Source organism: Streptomyces sp. NPDC127119 (assembly GCF_042677425.1).
Lineage (GTDB): Bacteria > Actinomycetota > Actinomycetes > Streptomycetales > Streptomycetaceae > Streptomyces.
The window spans coordinates 30,073-44,285 of sequence record NZ_JBHXTO010000040.1; the positions used below are offsets into that span (position 1 = coordinate 30,073).

Annotated in this window: 14 protein-coding genes; 8 read left to right on the forward strand and 6 right to left on the reverse strand. The window is 72.0% G+C overall.

Features of this window, described 5'->3' with window-relative positions; genetic code table 11:
• Positions 1–80: 80 nt before the first annotated feature.
• Complete coding sequence (locus ACFVH5_RS19335; RefSeq protein WP_385834871.1) at positions 81–1,367, forward strand: HEAT repeat domain-containing protein; 1,287 nt, start codon at positions 81–83, stop codon at positions 1,365–1,367.
• Between the two features lie 53 nt (positions 1,368–1,420).
• Entirely contained in the window at positions 1,421–2,068 is a 648-nt protein-coding gene (locus tag ACFVH5_RS19340) for a CatB-related O-acetyltransferase (protein WP_385834872.1), read from the forward strand.
• On the opposite strand, the gene ACFVH5_RS19345 is transcribed toward ACFVH5_RS19340, so the two are convergent.
• On the reverse strand, positions 2,065–2,607 hold the full coding sequence (locus ACFVH5_RS19345; RefSeq protein WP_385834873.1) for a hypothetical protein: 543 nt from the start codon (positions 2,605–2,607) through the stop codon (positions 2,065–2,067). The two genes, ACFVH5_RS19340 and ACFVH5_RS19345, sit on opposite strands and share 4 nt — an antisense overlap.
• A gap of 369 nt (positions 2,608–2,976) precedes the next feature.
• Between ACFVH5_RS19345 and ACFVH5_RS19350 the strand changes: the two genes are divergently transcribed.
• Both ACFVH5_RS19350 and ACFVH5_RS19355 read left to right on the forward strand, forming a co-directional pair.
• Positions 2,977–4,641 carry an alkaline phosphatase D family protein gene (locus ACFVH5_RS19350; protein ID WP_385834874.1) on the forward strand — a complete coding sequence of 555 codons (1,665 nt, stop codon included), beginning with the start codon at positions 2,977–2,979 and terminating at the stop codon, positions 4,639–4,641.
• A 237-nt stretch (positions 4,642–4,878) separates the two neighbouring features.
• Entirely contained in the window at positions 4,879–6,240 is a 1,362-nt protein-coding gene (locus ACFVH5_RS19355) for a carbohydrate-binding protein (RefSeq protein ID WP_385834875.1), read from the forward strand.
• A gap of 140 nt (positions 6,241–6,380) precedes the next feature.
• On the opposite strand, the gene ACFVH5_RS19360 is transcribed toward ACFVH5_RS19355, so the two are convergent.
• Genes ACFVH5_RS19360 through ACFVH5_RS19380 form a run of 5 tightly spaced genes read right to left on the reverse strand, consistent with a single transcriptional unit; the run spans position 6,381 to position 10,406 of the window.
• Entirely contained in the window at positions 6,381–7,490 is a 1,110-nt protein-coding gene (locus ACFVH5_RS19360; RefSeq protein WP_385834876.1) for a serine hydrolase domain-containing protein, read from the reverse strand.
• A complete protein-coding gene (locus tag ACFVH5_RS19365; protein ID WP_385834878.1) occupies positions 7,487–8,407 on the reverse strand; it encodes a DUF6895 family protein in 921 nt (306 codons plus the stop codon). The genes ACFVH5_RS19360 and ACFVH5_RS19365 overlap by 4 nt, the downstream gene beginning before the upstream one ends.
• Positions 8,404–9,489, reverse strand: coding sequence for a DUF6895 family protein (locus tag ACFVH5_RS19370; RefSeq protein ID WP_385834879.1), 1,086 nt, complete (start codon positions 9,487–9,489; stop codon positions 8,404–8,406). Before ACFVH5_RS19370 ends, ACFVH5_RS19365 begins: the two co-directional genes overlap by 4 nt.
• A complete protein-coding gene (locus tag ACFVH5_RS19375) occupies positions 9,486–10,205 on the reverse strand; it encodes a hypothetical protein (protein WP_385834880.1) in 720 nt (239 codons plus the stop codon). Before ACFVH5_RS19375 ends, ACFVH5_RS19370 begins: the two co-directional genes overlap by 4 nt.
• Positions 10,206–10,217: 12 nt before the next feature.
• Positions 10,218–10,406 (reverse strand): hypothetical protein, encoded by a 189-nt coding sequence (locus ACFVH5_RS19380; protein ID WP_384802703.1) that lies wholly within the window; start codon positions 10,404–10,406, stop codon positions 10,218–10,220.
• Between the two features lie 229 nt (positions 10,407–10,635).
• On the opposite strand from ACFVH5_RS19380, the gene ACFVH5_RS19385 reads away from it, so the two are divergent.
• The 4 genes from ACFVH5_RS19385 to ACFVH5_RS19400 all read left to right on the forward strand — a co-directional run bounded on the left by ACFVH5_RS19385 (position 10,636) and on the right by ACFVH5_RS19400 (position 14,205).
• On the forward strand, positions 10,636–11,781 hold the full coding sequence (locus ACFVH5_RS19385; protein WP_385834881.1) for a hypothetical protein: 1,146 nt from the start codon (positions 10,636–10,638) through the stop codon (positions 11,779–11,781).
• A 107-nt stretch (positions 11,782–11,888) separates the two neighbouring features.
• The gene (locus ACFVH5_RS19390; protein WP_385834882.1) at positions 11,889–12,314 is read left to right on the forward strand and encodes a DUF6003 family protein; all 426 of its coding nucleotides are present in this window, start codon (positions 11,889–11,891) and stop codon (positions 12,312–12,314) included.
• A gap of 152 nt (positions 12,315–12,466) precedes the next feature.
• Positions 12,467–13,213 carry a (2Fe-2S)-binding protein gene (locus ACFVH5_RS19395; RefSeq protein ID WP_385834883.1) on the forward strand — a complete coding sequence of 249 codons (747 nt, stop codon included), beginning with the start codon at positions 12,467–12,469 and terminating at the stop codon, positions 13,211–13,213.
• On the forward strand, positions 13,210–14,205 hold the full coding sequence (locus tag ACFVH5_RS19400) for an FAD binding domain-containing protein (protein ID WP_385834884.1): 996 nt from the start codon (positions 13,210–13,212) through the stop codon (positions 14,203–14,205). The genes ACFVH5_RS19395 and ACFVH5_RS19400 overlap by 4 nt, the downstream gene beginning before the upstream one ends.
• Positions 14,206–14,213: the final 8 nt, after the last annotated feature.

Consider the following 14,213-nt stretch of genomic DNA (forward strand, 5'->3'; position numbering starts at 1 on the left):
AACCCCACGGCATCTCATGCGTCTCCCTTACAGGGGGTGCCATGGGGACGGAACAGCAAATCGCCTATTTTCTTAGAGAGTTGAGGGACGCCAGCTCGCACAGCGACCCGCACGCCAGCCCGCACACCGACTCGCACGCCAAGCCGCACGCGAACCCGGAGCGACGCGCGGCGGCGGCGAAGGGCCTCGGTAGGATCGGCCGGCCCGAGCACGCCGGAGCCCTCGTCGAGGCCGCCGACGACCCCGTACCGGCGGTGCGCGCGGCGGCGGCCCTGGGACTCGGCCGACTCGGCCGCCCGGCCGTCCCGGCGGCGGGCGGCAGCGTACTGCCGGGGCTGATGCATGACATGGACCCCTGGGTGCGGCGGCGGGCCTCGGTCGCCGCGATCCGGCTGAAGCTGACGGGCCCGACGATCAGGGACGCGTTCGTGAACCTGCTCGACGACCCGGACCACCACCTGCGGATCAACGCCCTGGACGGCCTCAACGCGCTGGGCGTGACGGGCGATGTCGCGGCGCTGGCACGGCTGCTCGGCGATCCGGAGGGCGCGGTGTGGGGGCGCGCCTGGAAGCTGCTGTACCGGTTTCGCGACGACCCGGCCGTCCGCGCGGAGGTGATCCGCACGGCCCGGGAGGGCGAGGGCGCCGCCAGGGCGCAGGTCCTGGAGATGCTGCCGAGACACTGCACCGAGCGGTTGCTCGACTCGCTGCTCACCGGACTGCGCGACCCGTCCCCCCAGGTGCGGTACGCGGTGGCCCGACGGCTGCTGGACCTGAAAAGTCACTCGGTGCGGGACGCCCTGGTCGAGGCCCTGCGGACGGAACGGGACCCGGAGGCCGCGGGCCTGCTGCTGAGCGGACTCGGGTGGCACGGCGAGCGCCGGGTGACCGACCTCGCGGTGCGATGGCTCGGCGACCCCCGGGCCGGACGGGATGCCGCGACCGCTCTCGGACACCTCGGCACGGGGACCGCCGGGGAGCATCTCCGCAGAGCACTCACCGACAGGGCGCTGCCGGCGACCACCAGGGGCGCCGCCGCGGTGGAGGTCGGCAGGGCGGGCAGATGGGACGCGGTGTGGTTGCTGCTCCCGCTCCTCGACGACCCCGGAGCCGAGGTGCGCGCGGGAGCGGTGGACGGCTTGGGCGCACTCGTCCACGACGGCCTCCGCTTCTGGGAACGCCGCCCCGTGGCGGAAGCGCTCACCGCCCACCTCGCATCCGACAGGGACGACACCTGGCGCATCTGCAACGCGCTCGACGGCCTGGACGAGGCGCTCCCCGCCCTCCGCCACTTGGCGGACGAGGCCGCGTCTGATGAGGTCCGGGGGGCCGCGCGCAAACTGCTGGACGCGGCCGGAGCCGGCTGACTTGCTTGCGCGATCATGGGATCCGTCATCGACATATGAGGAGTTGATCCGTGATGCCCGTCGTTCCCGCCGATCCCGATGTGGTGCATCCGATGCCCGAGCAGCCCCGGGTGGTGCTCCTGCGGCCCCTGGTCACCTCGCCGTTGATCGACGTGGGGGAGTACTCCTACTACGACGATCCGGACGACCCGACGGCTTTCGAGACCCGCAACGTGCTGTATCACTATGGGCCGGAGAAGCTGGTGATCGGCAAGTACTGCGCGCTGGGCGAAGGCGTGCGGTTCATCATGAACGGGGCCAACCATCGGATGGACGGTCCCTCGACGTTCCCCTTCCCGATCATGGGAGGGGACTGGGCCGAGCACTTCGATCTGATCACCGGGCTGCCGGGCCGGGGTGACACCGTGGTCGGCAACGACGTCTGGTTCGGATACCGGACCATGGTGATGCCCGGGGTCCGGATCGGGCACGGGGCGATCATCGCCTCCGGGGCCGTCGTGGTCGACGACGTGCCCGACTACGGCATCGTCGGCGGCAACCCGGCCAAGCTCCTGCGGCGCCGGTACGCCGACGAGGACATCGCGCGGCTGCTGGCTCTCGCCTGGTGGGACTGGCCCGCCGAGCACATCACCGGGCACGTCCGGACCATCATGTCGGGCAGCATCGACGACCTTGAGGCCGCGGCGCCGGGTACGGCCTAAGCCTGGGAGCAGCCGGACCCCTCGGCGGCGCCGCCGCTCCTGAGCGCCGCGTCCATGGTGGTCAGGCGCCGGTGCCGGCGGGAGCTGTCGACGATGCTCCAGCCGGTGAAGGCCACGGCGAACAGCGAGAAGCCGATGGCCTGGCGCTCCTCGCCGGCCAGGGCCGACAGGGCGGTGATCGAGCCGAGGACGACCGTGAGGAGGACGAGGGCCGCAACGCGGTGACGTGAACGGTACAGGCGCCGGTCCACCAGTCCGCGCATGGCATCGCGCTCCGCCGGATCGGCGGGCACATCACCCTTGCGCACCTTGCGTTCCAGCGCGACGAGGTTCTTCGTGCCGCCGACCGCGCGCTTCTCCTCGCGCCGGGCGGCGAGCACCACGACGACGACCGTGACCGAGATGAGGGCCGTGCGGATCACTGCGGAGAGGACCGAGGACTCCGGGAACAGGAGCACCACCAGGGCGCTGGCGATGACGGTCGACAGGGTGACGTGCAGCCACACGTGCTTGCCTAGAAAAGTGGTGAAGCGTTCCATGGTCCGTCCCCCGCGGTCGGATCGATTCCGGTTGATACCGGTCGTTTCCGCCCTGGACGCGGAGCCGTCGGCGGACGGTTCCGATCCGTGGGGCCAGGGCGACGACGAGGAGGACCCCGGGTCGCCGCGCCATCGTCCGCAACCGGTCAAGTCCGGCACGAAAGACGGATGGTGACGGTCCGGATGGCTGGACGGCTCCCGGGCTGTCCCCTCGTGTGCGGCGCGGACGCCCCGCCATCTCCACGCTTGCGGCATTTATGCGCTTTATCTGTTTAACATGCGGTGATCCACTTCCGGCGGCCCTGTGACCTGGTCGCACGCAGCCGGTGGGTCCGTTGTGCGTGTCGTCAACCGTGAGAGGAGGCCTCCATGGCCCCGGCAGGCCGTCGCAGAGCGCTGACGCAGGACACCTCGGCACGACACGACCCCGAACTGCGCGCCGCCGCAGGGCATTTCGGGCGCCGCCGGTTCCTCACGGTGACCGCCGCGGCCGCCGCCCTCGCCTTCGGCACCCAGCTGCCGGCCCGGGGCGTGGCAGGCACCGGGGAACTGGACGCGGCGAGGATCCCCACCGATCCGTTCACGCTCGGCGTCGCCTCCGGAGACCCGCTGCCCAGCTCCGTACTGCTGTGGACCCGCCTCGCGCCCGCCCCGTACGAACCGGGCGGCGGACTGCCCGGGCAGTACGTGGCCGTCGAGTGGGAGGTGTCCACCGACGAGTTCTTCGCCCTGACGGTCCGCAGGGGCACCGCCGTCGCCTTCCCCGAGTACAACCACAGCCTGCACGTGGAGGTCGAGGGCCTCGAAGCCGGCCGGGTCTACTACTACCGGTTCAGGACCGGGACCTGGATCAGCGATACCGGCCGGACCCGTACGGCGCCCGCCACCGCGGCCGCCGTCGCGAAGCTCACCTACGCGGCCGTGGCCTGCCAGGCGTACCACGACGGGTACTTCACCGTGCACCGCCATCTCGCCCAGGACGACGTCGACGTGGTCTTCCACCTGGGTGACTACCTCTACGAGTACGCCGTCGACTCCGTGGGCGGCGCGCGCGACTACAAGGACCGGAAACTGCCCGACCTCTACAACCGTGAGACCAAGACCCTCGACGACTACCGGCTGCGCTACGCCCTCTACAAGAGCGATCCGGATCTGCAGGCGGCCCACGCGGCGCATCCCTTCGTCGTCACCTGGGACGACCACGAGACCGAGAACAACTACGCGGGCGCGATCAGCGAGAACAACGACCCGCCGCAGGAGTTCCTGCTGCGGCGCGCGGCGGCCTACCGGGCGCACTGGGAGAACCAGCCCCTGCGCAACGCCCAGCTGCCCAACGGCCCGGACGCCCAGCTCTACCGCCGGCTCCAGTGGGGCACCCTCGCCCAGTTCGACGTCCTCGACACGCGCCAGTACCGCTCCGACCAGGCGTACGGGGACACGCTGCACGCCCCCGGTCCCGAGACGGACGACCCGGAACGCTCCATCACGGGGGCGGCGCAGGAGAAGTGGCTGATCGACGGCTGGCGTGCCTCGCGGAACCTGTGGAACGTCATGGCGCAGCAGGTGTGCTTCTCGCAGCGCAGGTTCGATGTCGGCGCCGAGGCGCGGACGTCCATGGACGCCTGGGACGGCTACCGTGCCTCGCGCCGGCGCGTCCTCGACGGCGCGGACTCCGCCGGGGTCGACAACCTGGTCGTCATGACGGGGGACGTGCATGTTGGGTACGCCTTCGACATCAAGGAGGACTTCGACGACCCGGCGTCGAAGACGCTGGCCACGGAGATCGTCGCCACCTCGGTCACCAGCGGCAAGAACGGCGCGGACAGGCCCGGCAACTGGGACACCTACCTCAAGGCCAACCCGCACCTGAAGTTCTACAACGGGCGGCGCGGTTATGTGCGGGTCGCCCTGGACAGTGCGAAGGCCCGGGCCGACTACCGGACCGTCTCCGCCGTGACGACACCCGGCGCACCGATCACCACAGCCGCGTCCTTCGTGACCGAGGCGGGCGATCCGGGCCTCAAGGCCGTCTGACGAGCGCCGTCCGCCCCACTGCCGCCCTTCCCACGAACGATCCCGGACGGTGACGGACGGTCGCGAACGATCCCCGACGGTCGCAGGACATCAGCACCCGGACAGGGTGCTCCCCGGCATCCGGTACTCCGCCGGGCGGGTCCTTCACGTCGTCCGAAGTGCCGAACCATCCGAATCCGGACATTTTCTGAGTCCATGTCGGCAAGGTCTAGATCCCCGAGAACGAGGAGTCACCCGATGGTCCCCAGACACGCCGGCCGAGCCGCCCGGACCGCCCTGACCGTGCTCGGCGCAGTCGCCCTCACCGCGCTGCCCGCAGCCGCGGCCGCAGAGCCGCCCGCGCCGGCGCCGTCCTCCGCGCAGACGCTCGGCGCCGACCGGCCCTCGGCCGTCGTGCTGCGCGCGATGCAGCGCGACCTGCGGCTGACGGGCCCACAGGCCAAGGCGCGGCTGGTGAACGAGGCCGAGGCGGGCACCCGCGCCGGCCGGCTCCAGAACGTACTGGGCAAGCACTTCGCGGGCGCCTGGGTGCACGGCACGACCTCCGCAGGGCTGACCGTCGCCACGACCGACGCCGCCGGTGTCGCCGCCATCAAGGCCGACGGGGCGCAGGCGAAGGTCGTCAAGAACGCGCTGAAGGACCTGAACACCGCCAAGTCGAAACTGGACGCCGCCGCGGCGGGTAAGTCCCTCGACACGCCGGTCCGGTACGTCGACGTCCGGACCAACCTCGTGACCGTGCAGGCGACGAGCCGTGCCGCCGCCGACAAGCTCATCGCGGCGGCCGGGATCGACCGGCGGCTCGTGGAGGTCAAGGTGTCGGCGGACCGGCCGCGCGCCCTGTACGACGTCCGGGGCGGCGACGCGTACTACATCGACGACAAGGCCCGCTGCTCGGTGGGCTTCTCCGTCACCAAGGGGGAGCAGCAGGGGTTCGCCAGCGCCGGGCACTGCGGGAAGGCGGGCGCCAAGACCACCGGCTTCAACAAGGTCGCCCAGGGCACCTTCGAGGCCTCGGTCTTCCCCGGGCAGGACATGTCCTGGGTGAGCGTCAACAGCGAGTGGACCGCCACGCCCGCCGTCAAGGGCGAGGGCGACACGAACGTGCAGGTCGCCGGCTCCGTACAGGCGCTGGTGGGCGCGGCGATCTGCCGCTCGGGCTCGACCACCGGCTGGCACTGCGGCACGATCGAGCAGCACGACACCACCGTGAGCTACGCCGAGGGCGACATCAACGGAGTGACCCGTACGACCGTGTGCGCGGAGCCGGGTGACTCCGGTGGCTCCTACATGTCCGGCACCCAGGCCCAGGGCGTCACCTCCGGAGGCAGCGGCGACTGCAAGTCCGGCGGCATCACGTTCCACCAGCCCGTCAACCCGCTGCTCACCACATACGGTCTGACGCTCAAGACCGCCCCCGGCCAGAGCGGCACGCCCGCCCCGGAGGACGGCCAGAGTGTCGGCTGGACCACGGGCCGGGTGTACGAGACCGGGACCCGCGTGACCTACGACGGAGTCTCGTACCAGTGTCTGCAGACGCACCAGGCGCAGGGAGCGTGGCAGCCCCGCCTCACGCCGGCCCTGTGGCAGCGCCTCTGACGGTCACTCGGCCGCGGCGACGCGGCGTCACGTCACGTTGGCGCGGGGTGCCTGTCTCCGGACACGGCCCTCGCGCCTTCGTGTGCGCCCGGTGCCCCCTGTGCCTGGTGAGCCCGACGCGAGATGGGCGCGGCCGGGTCTCACATCCCGGCCAGCAGCCCGTACGCCGTCGCCACGAAGGTGTCCCGGGTCCTGAAGCGGCGGGTGCACACGGCGGCCAGGGCCGTTCCGATGTCCGGCCTGAAGCCCAGGAAGGCCTGCTGACCGAGTGTGGCCCCCGAGTGGAAGTACATGGGGCCGTGGCCGGTGGGGTGCTGGAACCAGGCGACCGTGTGCACATGCCGGTGCCCCCACCCGCGCCGGAGGACCGGACGGCGTACCGCCCGCAGCGCGTCGGCCAGGGTGGCGTCGGCGGGAGCCGGGCCCGACGGTTCCAGGTGTGCTTCGAGGAACGTCAGCAGGTCGGGCGGGGTGGCCCGGACGGCGCCGGCCGACTGGAATCCGCCGACGGTCAACGGGGGTGTGGGCGTGGTGCCGTCGGCGCGGTGTCCGGTGGCGTCGTCGGCCGGTCCGCCGGGTCGAAGGGTGGTGCCGCTCAGCCCGAGGGGCCGCAGCACCCGGCCGCCGAGCAGGTCGTCCCAGGGGGTCGCGGTCGCCGCGCTCAGGGCGTGACCGAGCACGGCGACACCGTAGTTGGAGTAGTGCCAGCGGCTGCCGGGCCGCCGGTCCCGTCGACGGCGCAGAAAGGCGTCGACCACTCTCCGGTCCGGGTAACCGGCGTACGGGTTGGTGTGCCAGGTGGGCAGGGCCCGCAGGAAGAAGTCGGCGGGCAGGGCGGGCAGTCCGGAGGTGTGGGTGACCAGGTGCGCGAGGGTGACGGGGTCCCGGCCCGCCGGGCGGGCCGGATCCAGGCAGACGGCGGCCGGTTCACCCGCGGACAGGGTGCCCGACTCGGTCAGCTGGGCCAGGAGCAGCCCGGTGAACGTCTTGGAGGCCGAACCGATCTCGTAGCGCAGTCGGTCGCGGGGAACGGACGGAGGCGTCCCGGTGCCCCCGCAGCGGACCGTGCGGTGACCGTCCCGGGAGAGGGCGAAGACGACGTCGGGCGCGTCGACGGCGTCGACGGCGTCGTCGAGCAGTTCCGGTACCGTCCCGCCGTCCGGGAGCGGCCGCGTCGAGGGGCGGGCCGGCGGTAGTTCGCCGGTGAAGCCGAGGGGAACGCCCGGCCAGGGCTCACGTCGTGGTGTCATGCCGGTGCGTGCGCGAGTTGCGTCAGCGCGCGGGACGTGGCCAGTACGGAGGCGAACGCGGCCACCAGCGTCGGGTGGTAGACGAGGTCGAAGACCTCTTCGCGGTCGCCCTCGGGCATGGTGCGCACGGCGGGCATCGCCCCGTCGGGCTGCTGGGCGGCGGCGAAGCCTTCCCAGGCCCGCTCGTCCAGGGTGGGGCGCGGCAGACAGGCGTCGACGACGAGGAGTTCGCCGAGCAGGTCCCAGCGCTCCAGGTCGAGCCAGTCGTCGAGCCAGACCGGCAGCCAGGTGGCGAGGTAGTCGGCGAGCGCGGGCGGCAGTCCGGCGGTGTTCTCTCCCCAGTCGGTGAGGTGGAAGACCGTGTGGGTGATGTCGTACGCGATGTGCCCCTCGACGGTCCAGGGTTCGGGGGTGCGGCCGAGCCAGGTCATGGTGAGGACCTCGGACTCCGGCGGCCGGGGTGACAGGCCGAAACGGCGCTGGAACGCGGACAGGCCGAGGCGGCGCACCGGCGGCACCTCGTAGGCGGCGAAACTCTCCAACCGCTGGTTGAGCCGGAAGGCCTCTTCGATCCCGGGGTGGCTGTATCCCAGTTCCTTGAACGGGAGATAGACCTCGAACGGGATGGGGGAGAGGGGCTCGATGCGCTGGCCACGGACCAGCATCCGGCCGCCGTCCAGCGTGTCGCGCCACGCGTGGTCGAGCAACTGCCGTGCCAGCTGGGCCTGTCGGGAGCCGGCCACGCCTTCGCGGAACAACACCTTGCAGATGAGCGCCAGTTCGCCGACCGGCTTGAAGCGTTCGAGGAAGCCGACCTCCGGGTCGACGTCCTGTTCCAGGCGGAATCCGTCCCGGTGGGCGTGCAGCCACTCCAGGGCGCCGGTTCCGACCGTGTGGATGAGGCGGGTGCTGGTCATCTCGACACTCCTCGCCCACCCCGGCCCGGATGCGCCGCGTGCTCGAAGGCACGTGCCTTCTCCGGCTCCACGCCGTCGTCGGCGCTCGCGCGCAGACGGTGGGTGGTCAGCACGGCGGCGAAGGCCGTCATCAGGGTCGAGTGGTAGCAGCGGATGAAATCGTGCGCGGCCGGCAGACCGTCTCGTCCGGAGCCGGAGCCGGAGCCGGAGCCGGAGCTGGAGCCGGTGCCGGAGTCGGTGCCGGAACCGGTGTCAGTGCTGGTGCTTGTATCCGTTCCGGCGCCGATTTCGGGGACGGCGCCGGACGCGTCCTGTGCTCGTGCGAGCTTCGCCCAGGCCTCCCGCAGCATCGGCCGGTCCGGTGGACCCGGCAGGCTGCCGGCCACGGCCAGCAGTTCACAGCTGAGGTCCCACTGCCCGGCGTCCAGACAGGTGTCCAGCCAGGGCGGCAGCCACAGCCGGAGATAGGCATCGATCCGCGGGGGAACGTTCCGCGGAGTCAGGCCCCAGTCGGTGAGGTGGAAGACCACATGGGTGAGCGTGTAGCCGGCGGCCCGTTCGAACGTCCAGGGCTCCGGCAGACCGCCCAGCCAGGTGCGCGACAGCGCCCGTCCCATGTCGTCCCGTTGCGGGATGCCGCTGCGGCGGAGGGAGTTGAGGACACTGAGGCGTCGGTTGGGCTCCTGCTCCGTGAGCTGCCAGCCACGGGTGCGGGCCACCGTCGCGACGGCCTCTTCGTAGCCGGTGTGGCGCAGTCCGGCCGACGCGAACGCCGCGTAGATCTCCAGCGGATACGTGGCGAAGGGTTCCAGCCGCTGCAGTTCGAGGAAGAGAGAGCCCTGCCCGGTCTGGTGCCAGGCGAAGGCCAGCAGGTCGGCGGCTGCCGCGTGCAGCGGGTCGGTGGGCTCGGTGTGCCGGCGGACACTGACGCACACCTGCGCCAGTTCGCCGAGGGGCTTCCAGGTGCGGTTCACATCACCGTGCTCGGCGAGTGCGTCGTCGCCGAGCTCGAACGCGCCGCGGTGGGCGGACACCCAGGCCAACGCGGCCTCGCCCAGTTCCCGGACGTCGCGCGCCGTCACACCCGTACTCCGGCGCGCAGCAGTCGTGCCGCCTCGACCTGCAGTGCCACGCGTGGATCGTCGCAGCCCATCTGTGCCACGAACTCAAGCCCTGACTCCAGCCCGAGGGTGTCCGGCACATCGTCGAGGAGGACCAGCCAGCGACCCGCTCCCGCCGCCTGGAGCCAGTCGCGGCGACGCACCGCCCGGACGAATCCCCGGGCGACGTCGACGGTGCGGCCACGGGCCACGCGGGTCACCGCGCAGTCCTCGCCGGGGACCGCGAGCGGGGCCAGCACGGCGAGTTGGTGGGTCAGTGACTGCCACGAGGCGTTGTCGAGCCATGTGGCGTCGAGCTCCGCGTCGCCGCCCGGCATGCCGTCGGGGGAGCCGAGGGACGCGTCAAGCCGCTGAAGTGTCCGCTCCATGGCCCAGTGACTCCACACCGAGGTGGGGGAGGCGTCCGGGGGAGGCGGGTAGGCCCGCACGGCTCTGCCGAACACGGCGAGGTCGTCGGGCTCGGACGGCGTGCGGCGCAGGACGCTCGGCAGGGCGGCGTCGGCCCCCACCACCCGCAGGGCGGCGAGGGTGATGCCGTCCGCGGCTTCGGGGGTGCCGACGCCCGGGACGCTGCCGGTCAACCGGAACGGGCCCCCGCTCCGAAGAGCGGAGACCAGTTCCGACGTGAGGCCCTGCACCGCGCCCGCGAGGCGGGTCGAAGTGCCTGACTGCTCCATGTGAGTGTCCCGTCAGCCCTTCTTCGGCCGCGGGGTCGGAGGCGACAGGAGCACTGCGCCCTGTCCGGCCGCCAGCGCGAGGGCCGCACATTCGCGGCTGTCGCGGAAGGTGCCGTCCGCCTCGGTCGGGTCGAGAGCCGCCTCGATGTCCAGGCCCTGGACCTCGGTGAGCTCGTCGGTCAGAAACTCGGTCGAAGACATACCACTATCCCCTTTGCGAGAGACATGTTCTTCTCGGTTCTCGAAGGTACGAGTGACCGTTATGTCCAAACGTATTCATAGAAGTCGCATTTGTCTCTTCGGTAGTTCTTTCAACTTCTCCCGCCTCGCGCCCCACCTGCCGGATCCCGGCAACAACCGGCGCGTCACAGGGCCCAGTTCACTCATGTTCTTCCGGCTCCCGCCCCTAGAGAATGTGCTGGTGACGCGCGTGAGGACCGAAATATCCGCTGAAGTACCGCCTGTAGTACGGCGTTCAAGGAACCGTGGGCAGCTGATCGGTGCCGCGGTCGTCGCCGCCGTGTGCACGCTGGCGGCGGCATGGCTGCTGCTGATCAGCACGCCCGCGGCGCTCGGCGAGGGGCACGCCTTCAAGACCGCATCCCGCTGCGCCTCGGGCGACGGGGCGTCGGACAGCGGTGCGTCGGACGGCAGCGCCTCGGACGACAGTCCCTCCGGCAGCAGCGCCTCCGGCGACTGCCTGCGGACCGTGAGCGCGCGCATCGACCACACCGAACACGTACAGGGCCGTAAGACACCCTCGTACCGCCTGTACGTCGTGGAGGCGGACGGCACCGAGGGCCGTGCCACCCTCGGAGGCGATGCCTCGCACCGCCCGGTCGCCTCCCCCGGAGCGGACGTCCGGGTCACCTACTGGCGGGGACAGATCCGGTACGTCGACCTCGCCACCGGGCGCAAGTACTCCCACGCGGACCCGCGCGACGACTACAAGGTCGTCGCCACCCCGGGCCTCGCCATCGGCCTCTACGGCACCGGCTTCCTCTGGTGCTGGTTCTGGATGGCGCTGCACTCCCGGGTGGCCAGGAGGGCGCACCCGTGGGACATCGGCGTGCCCTTCCTGGCAGCCGTCTGCCTGGCACTCGTCGGCGCGCTCGCCCCGTGGGCCACCGACGACATGGGAGCGGCGCTCCTTCTCGTCGGACAGGCCACCGTGGTCGCGGTCGCCGTCTGCGTGGTGACCGCCGTGTTCCTGCGCCGACGCAGCCGAGGTGACGACACCGTCGACATGCCGCCCTCCGTGCCCACGGAGGAGCAGCACTTCCCGGGCCGGATCGTGGGCGAGGTCCCCTACGCCGAGCACGGCACCCACCTGCTGGCCGCCGCCGGCCTCCTGGCGACGACCATGGGCCACCCGGGTGCGGCCCACCGCCGGGCGGTCCCGCGCACCCTGACCCCGCTGCGCGTCCGTCATCCGTACTGGTCCGACCCCTCGCCGCCGGGGCTGCGGGGCCGGACCTGCGTCCTGGAGTGCGAGGACGGAGGCGTCCCCGTGCTGATCGTCACCGACCGGCAGCGCATGCCGTGGGTGCTCGGGGCCCTGACCCCGCGACCGTGAACCAGCCGGTGATCGTCGGCCGGGCCGGCCGGTTCGAAGAGCGGCGGTAATCCGGAGGCGGCGGGGTAGAGGGAGGGCGACCGGACCCCGTTGAGAAGGAGCCGAGGATGACCGACGACGCCTACCTGTTCCTGCTCGACGACGCGGCAGTGCGGCTCGGCGTGCCCCCGGCCGCCGTCGGCGACCTCGCCTGCATGGAGACTCCCGCGGTACGAGCATGGCTGGACGCCCAGGGAACGACGGCGACCGCTCCGGAGCTGCGCCTGCTGCCGCCGGAGGAGACGGGCTCCGTCCCCGAGGGAGCGGAGCGGCTGCCGGTGCCGCTGAGCGACGAGGAACTGAGCCGGGTGCGCGGACGGACCGGTCCGGAGGCGATCGCGCGGGTCGAGGAGCAGCTGCTGTCCTATCGCGACATCGCGGACGGCCGGGACGAGCTGATCGGACGGGCGCTGGCCGCGGGTGTGGCGCCGCACCGCATCGTGGAGCTGACCGGCGAGGACCCGGCGACGGTCACGGCCGCGGCCGGCGGCTGACAGGGGCCGGCGAAAGGGCCGCCCGAACGCACCCTCCGCACGTCCTCCCGCACGCCCCCCGCTCGGCTCCGACGTGCGGGGAGGTCCGGCGGGCCGCAGCCTGGACACGTGAGCTGCGTGGTCCGGAGTGCCGTCGGAAGGTCATGAACAGCATGGGCAGCCCGAGAAACAGCCCGAGAAGCAGCGCGAACAACAGCCTGAGCGACAGCCCGACGAACGGCTCGGCCGCGGACGACGGGACCGCCCGCCCGGGCGCCGTCCGTCGGGGGGAACGCATCCCCTCGTCACCCGATCGCCACCACTCCGAGGTGACCCTGCGGGTGAACGGCAGGCCGCGCACGCTCGTCGTCGACCACCGTTCCGTCCTGCTGGACGTGCTGCGCGAGCAGCTCCACCTCACCGGCGCCAAGAAGGGCTGCGACCACGGCCAGTGCGGTGCCTGCACGGTCCTGGTGGACGGCCGCCGCGTCAACAGCTGCCTGCTGCCCGCCGTGGCCCAGGACGGCTGCGACATCACGACGGTGGAAGGACTCGCCGCCGGTGACGACGCTGACGGCGATGACCGCAACGACGGTGATGACCGCGTCGACGGCGGAGAACGGCGGGCTGACGGCGGAGAACGGCCGGCCGACGGCGAGCTGCACCCCCTGCAGCGGGCCTTCATCGACCGCGACGCCTTCCAGTGCGGCTACTGCACGCCCGGACAGCTCTGCAGCGCCGTCGGCGCGATCGCGGAGGCCCAGTCCGGCCACCCCTCGCACGTGACGGACCCCGCGACCCCGTCCGGGGAGCCCGTGCCGCTCGGTCCCGACGAGATCCGCGAGCGGCTCAGCGGCAACCTCTGCCGCTGCGGCGCCTACCCCAACATCGTGCGGGCCGTCGAGGACGTGATCCGGTGAAACCCCTCGCCTACGCACGCGCCGGCAGTGTCGAGGAGGCCGCCGAGCTGTACGCGGCCCACCCCGGCGCCCGCTACCTCGGCGGCGGAACCAACCTGGTGGACCTGATGAAACTCGGCGTGGAGGAACCGTCCACGCTGGTCGACGTCAGCAGGCTGCCCCTCGACACGGTGGACGAACTGCCCGACGGATCGGTACGGATCGGCGCCACGGTCCGCAACAGCGACCTCGCCGCCCACCCAACGGTCCGCGACCGCTGTCCGGCGCTCTCCCAGGCACTCCTGGCCGGGGCCTCCGGGCAACTGCGCAACGCGGCCACCACCGGCGGCAATCTGCTCCAGCGCACCCGCTGCCCGTACTTCCAGGACACCGGCAAGCCCTGCAACAAGCGGGTTCCCGGCTCCGGTTGCGGCGCCCTGGACGGCGTACACCGTGATCACGCGGTGCTCGGGCACTCTCCGCAGTGCATCGCCACGCATCCGTCGGACATGGCCGTGGCACTGGCCGCCCTGGACGCGGCGGTCGAACTGCACGGGGCCGAGGGGCCGCGGACCGTTCCCGTGGCAGAGTTCCACCGGCTGCCCGGGGACCGTCCCGAGCAGGACACGGTGATCCGCCCCGGTGAGCTGATCACCGGTGTGGTCCTGCCGGCCTCGACGGCCGGGCTGCCCTCGCTGTACCGCAAGGCCCGCGACCGGGCCTCGTACGCCTTCGCCCTCGTCTCCGTCGCCGCGGTGCTCGACGTGGAGGGCGGTGTCGTCCGGCGGGTCGGCCTCGCCTTCGGGGGAGTGGCCCACCGGCCCTGGCGGGCCAGGATCGCGGAAGAGGCACTGCTGGGCGCGGCGCCGACGACGGCCGCGTTCGAGCGGGCCGCTGACCTCGAACTCGCCGCTGCCCGGCCGCTGCGCGACAACGGCTTCAAGGTCCGGCTGGCCCGCAATCTCGCGGTGGACGCCCTGCGACGGCTCGCGCCGCCCACCACCAGGACCTGACCGGAAAC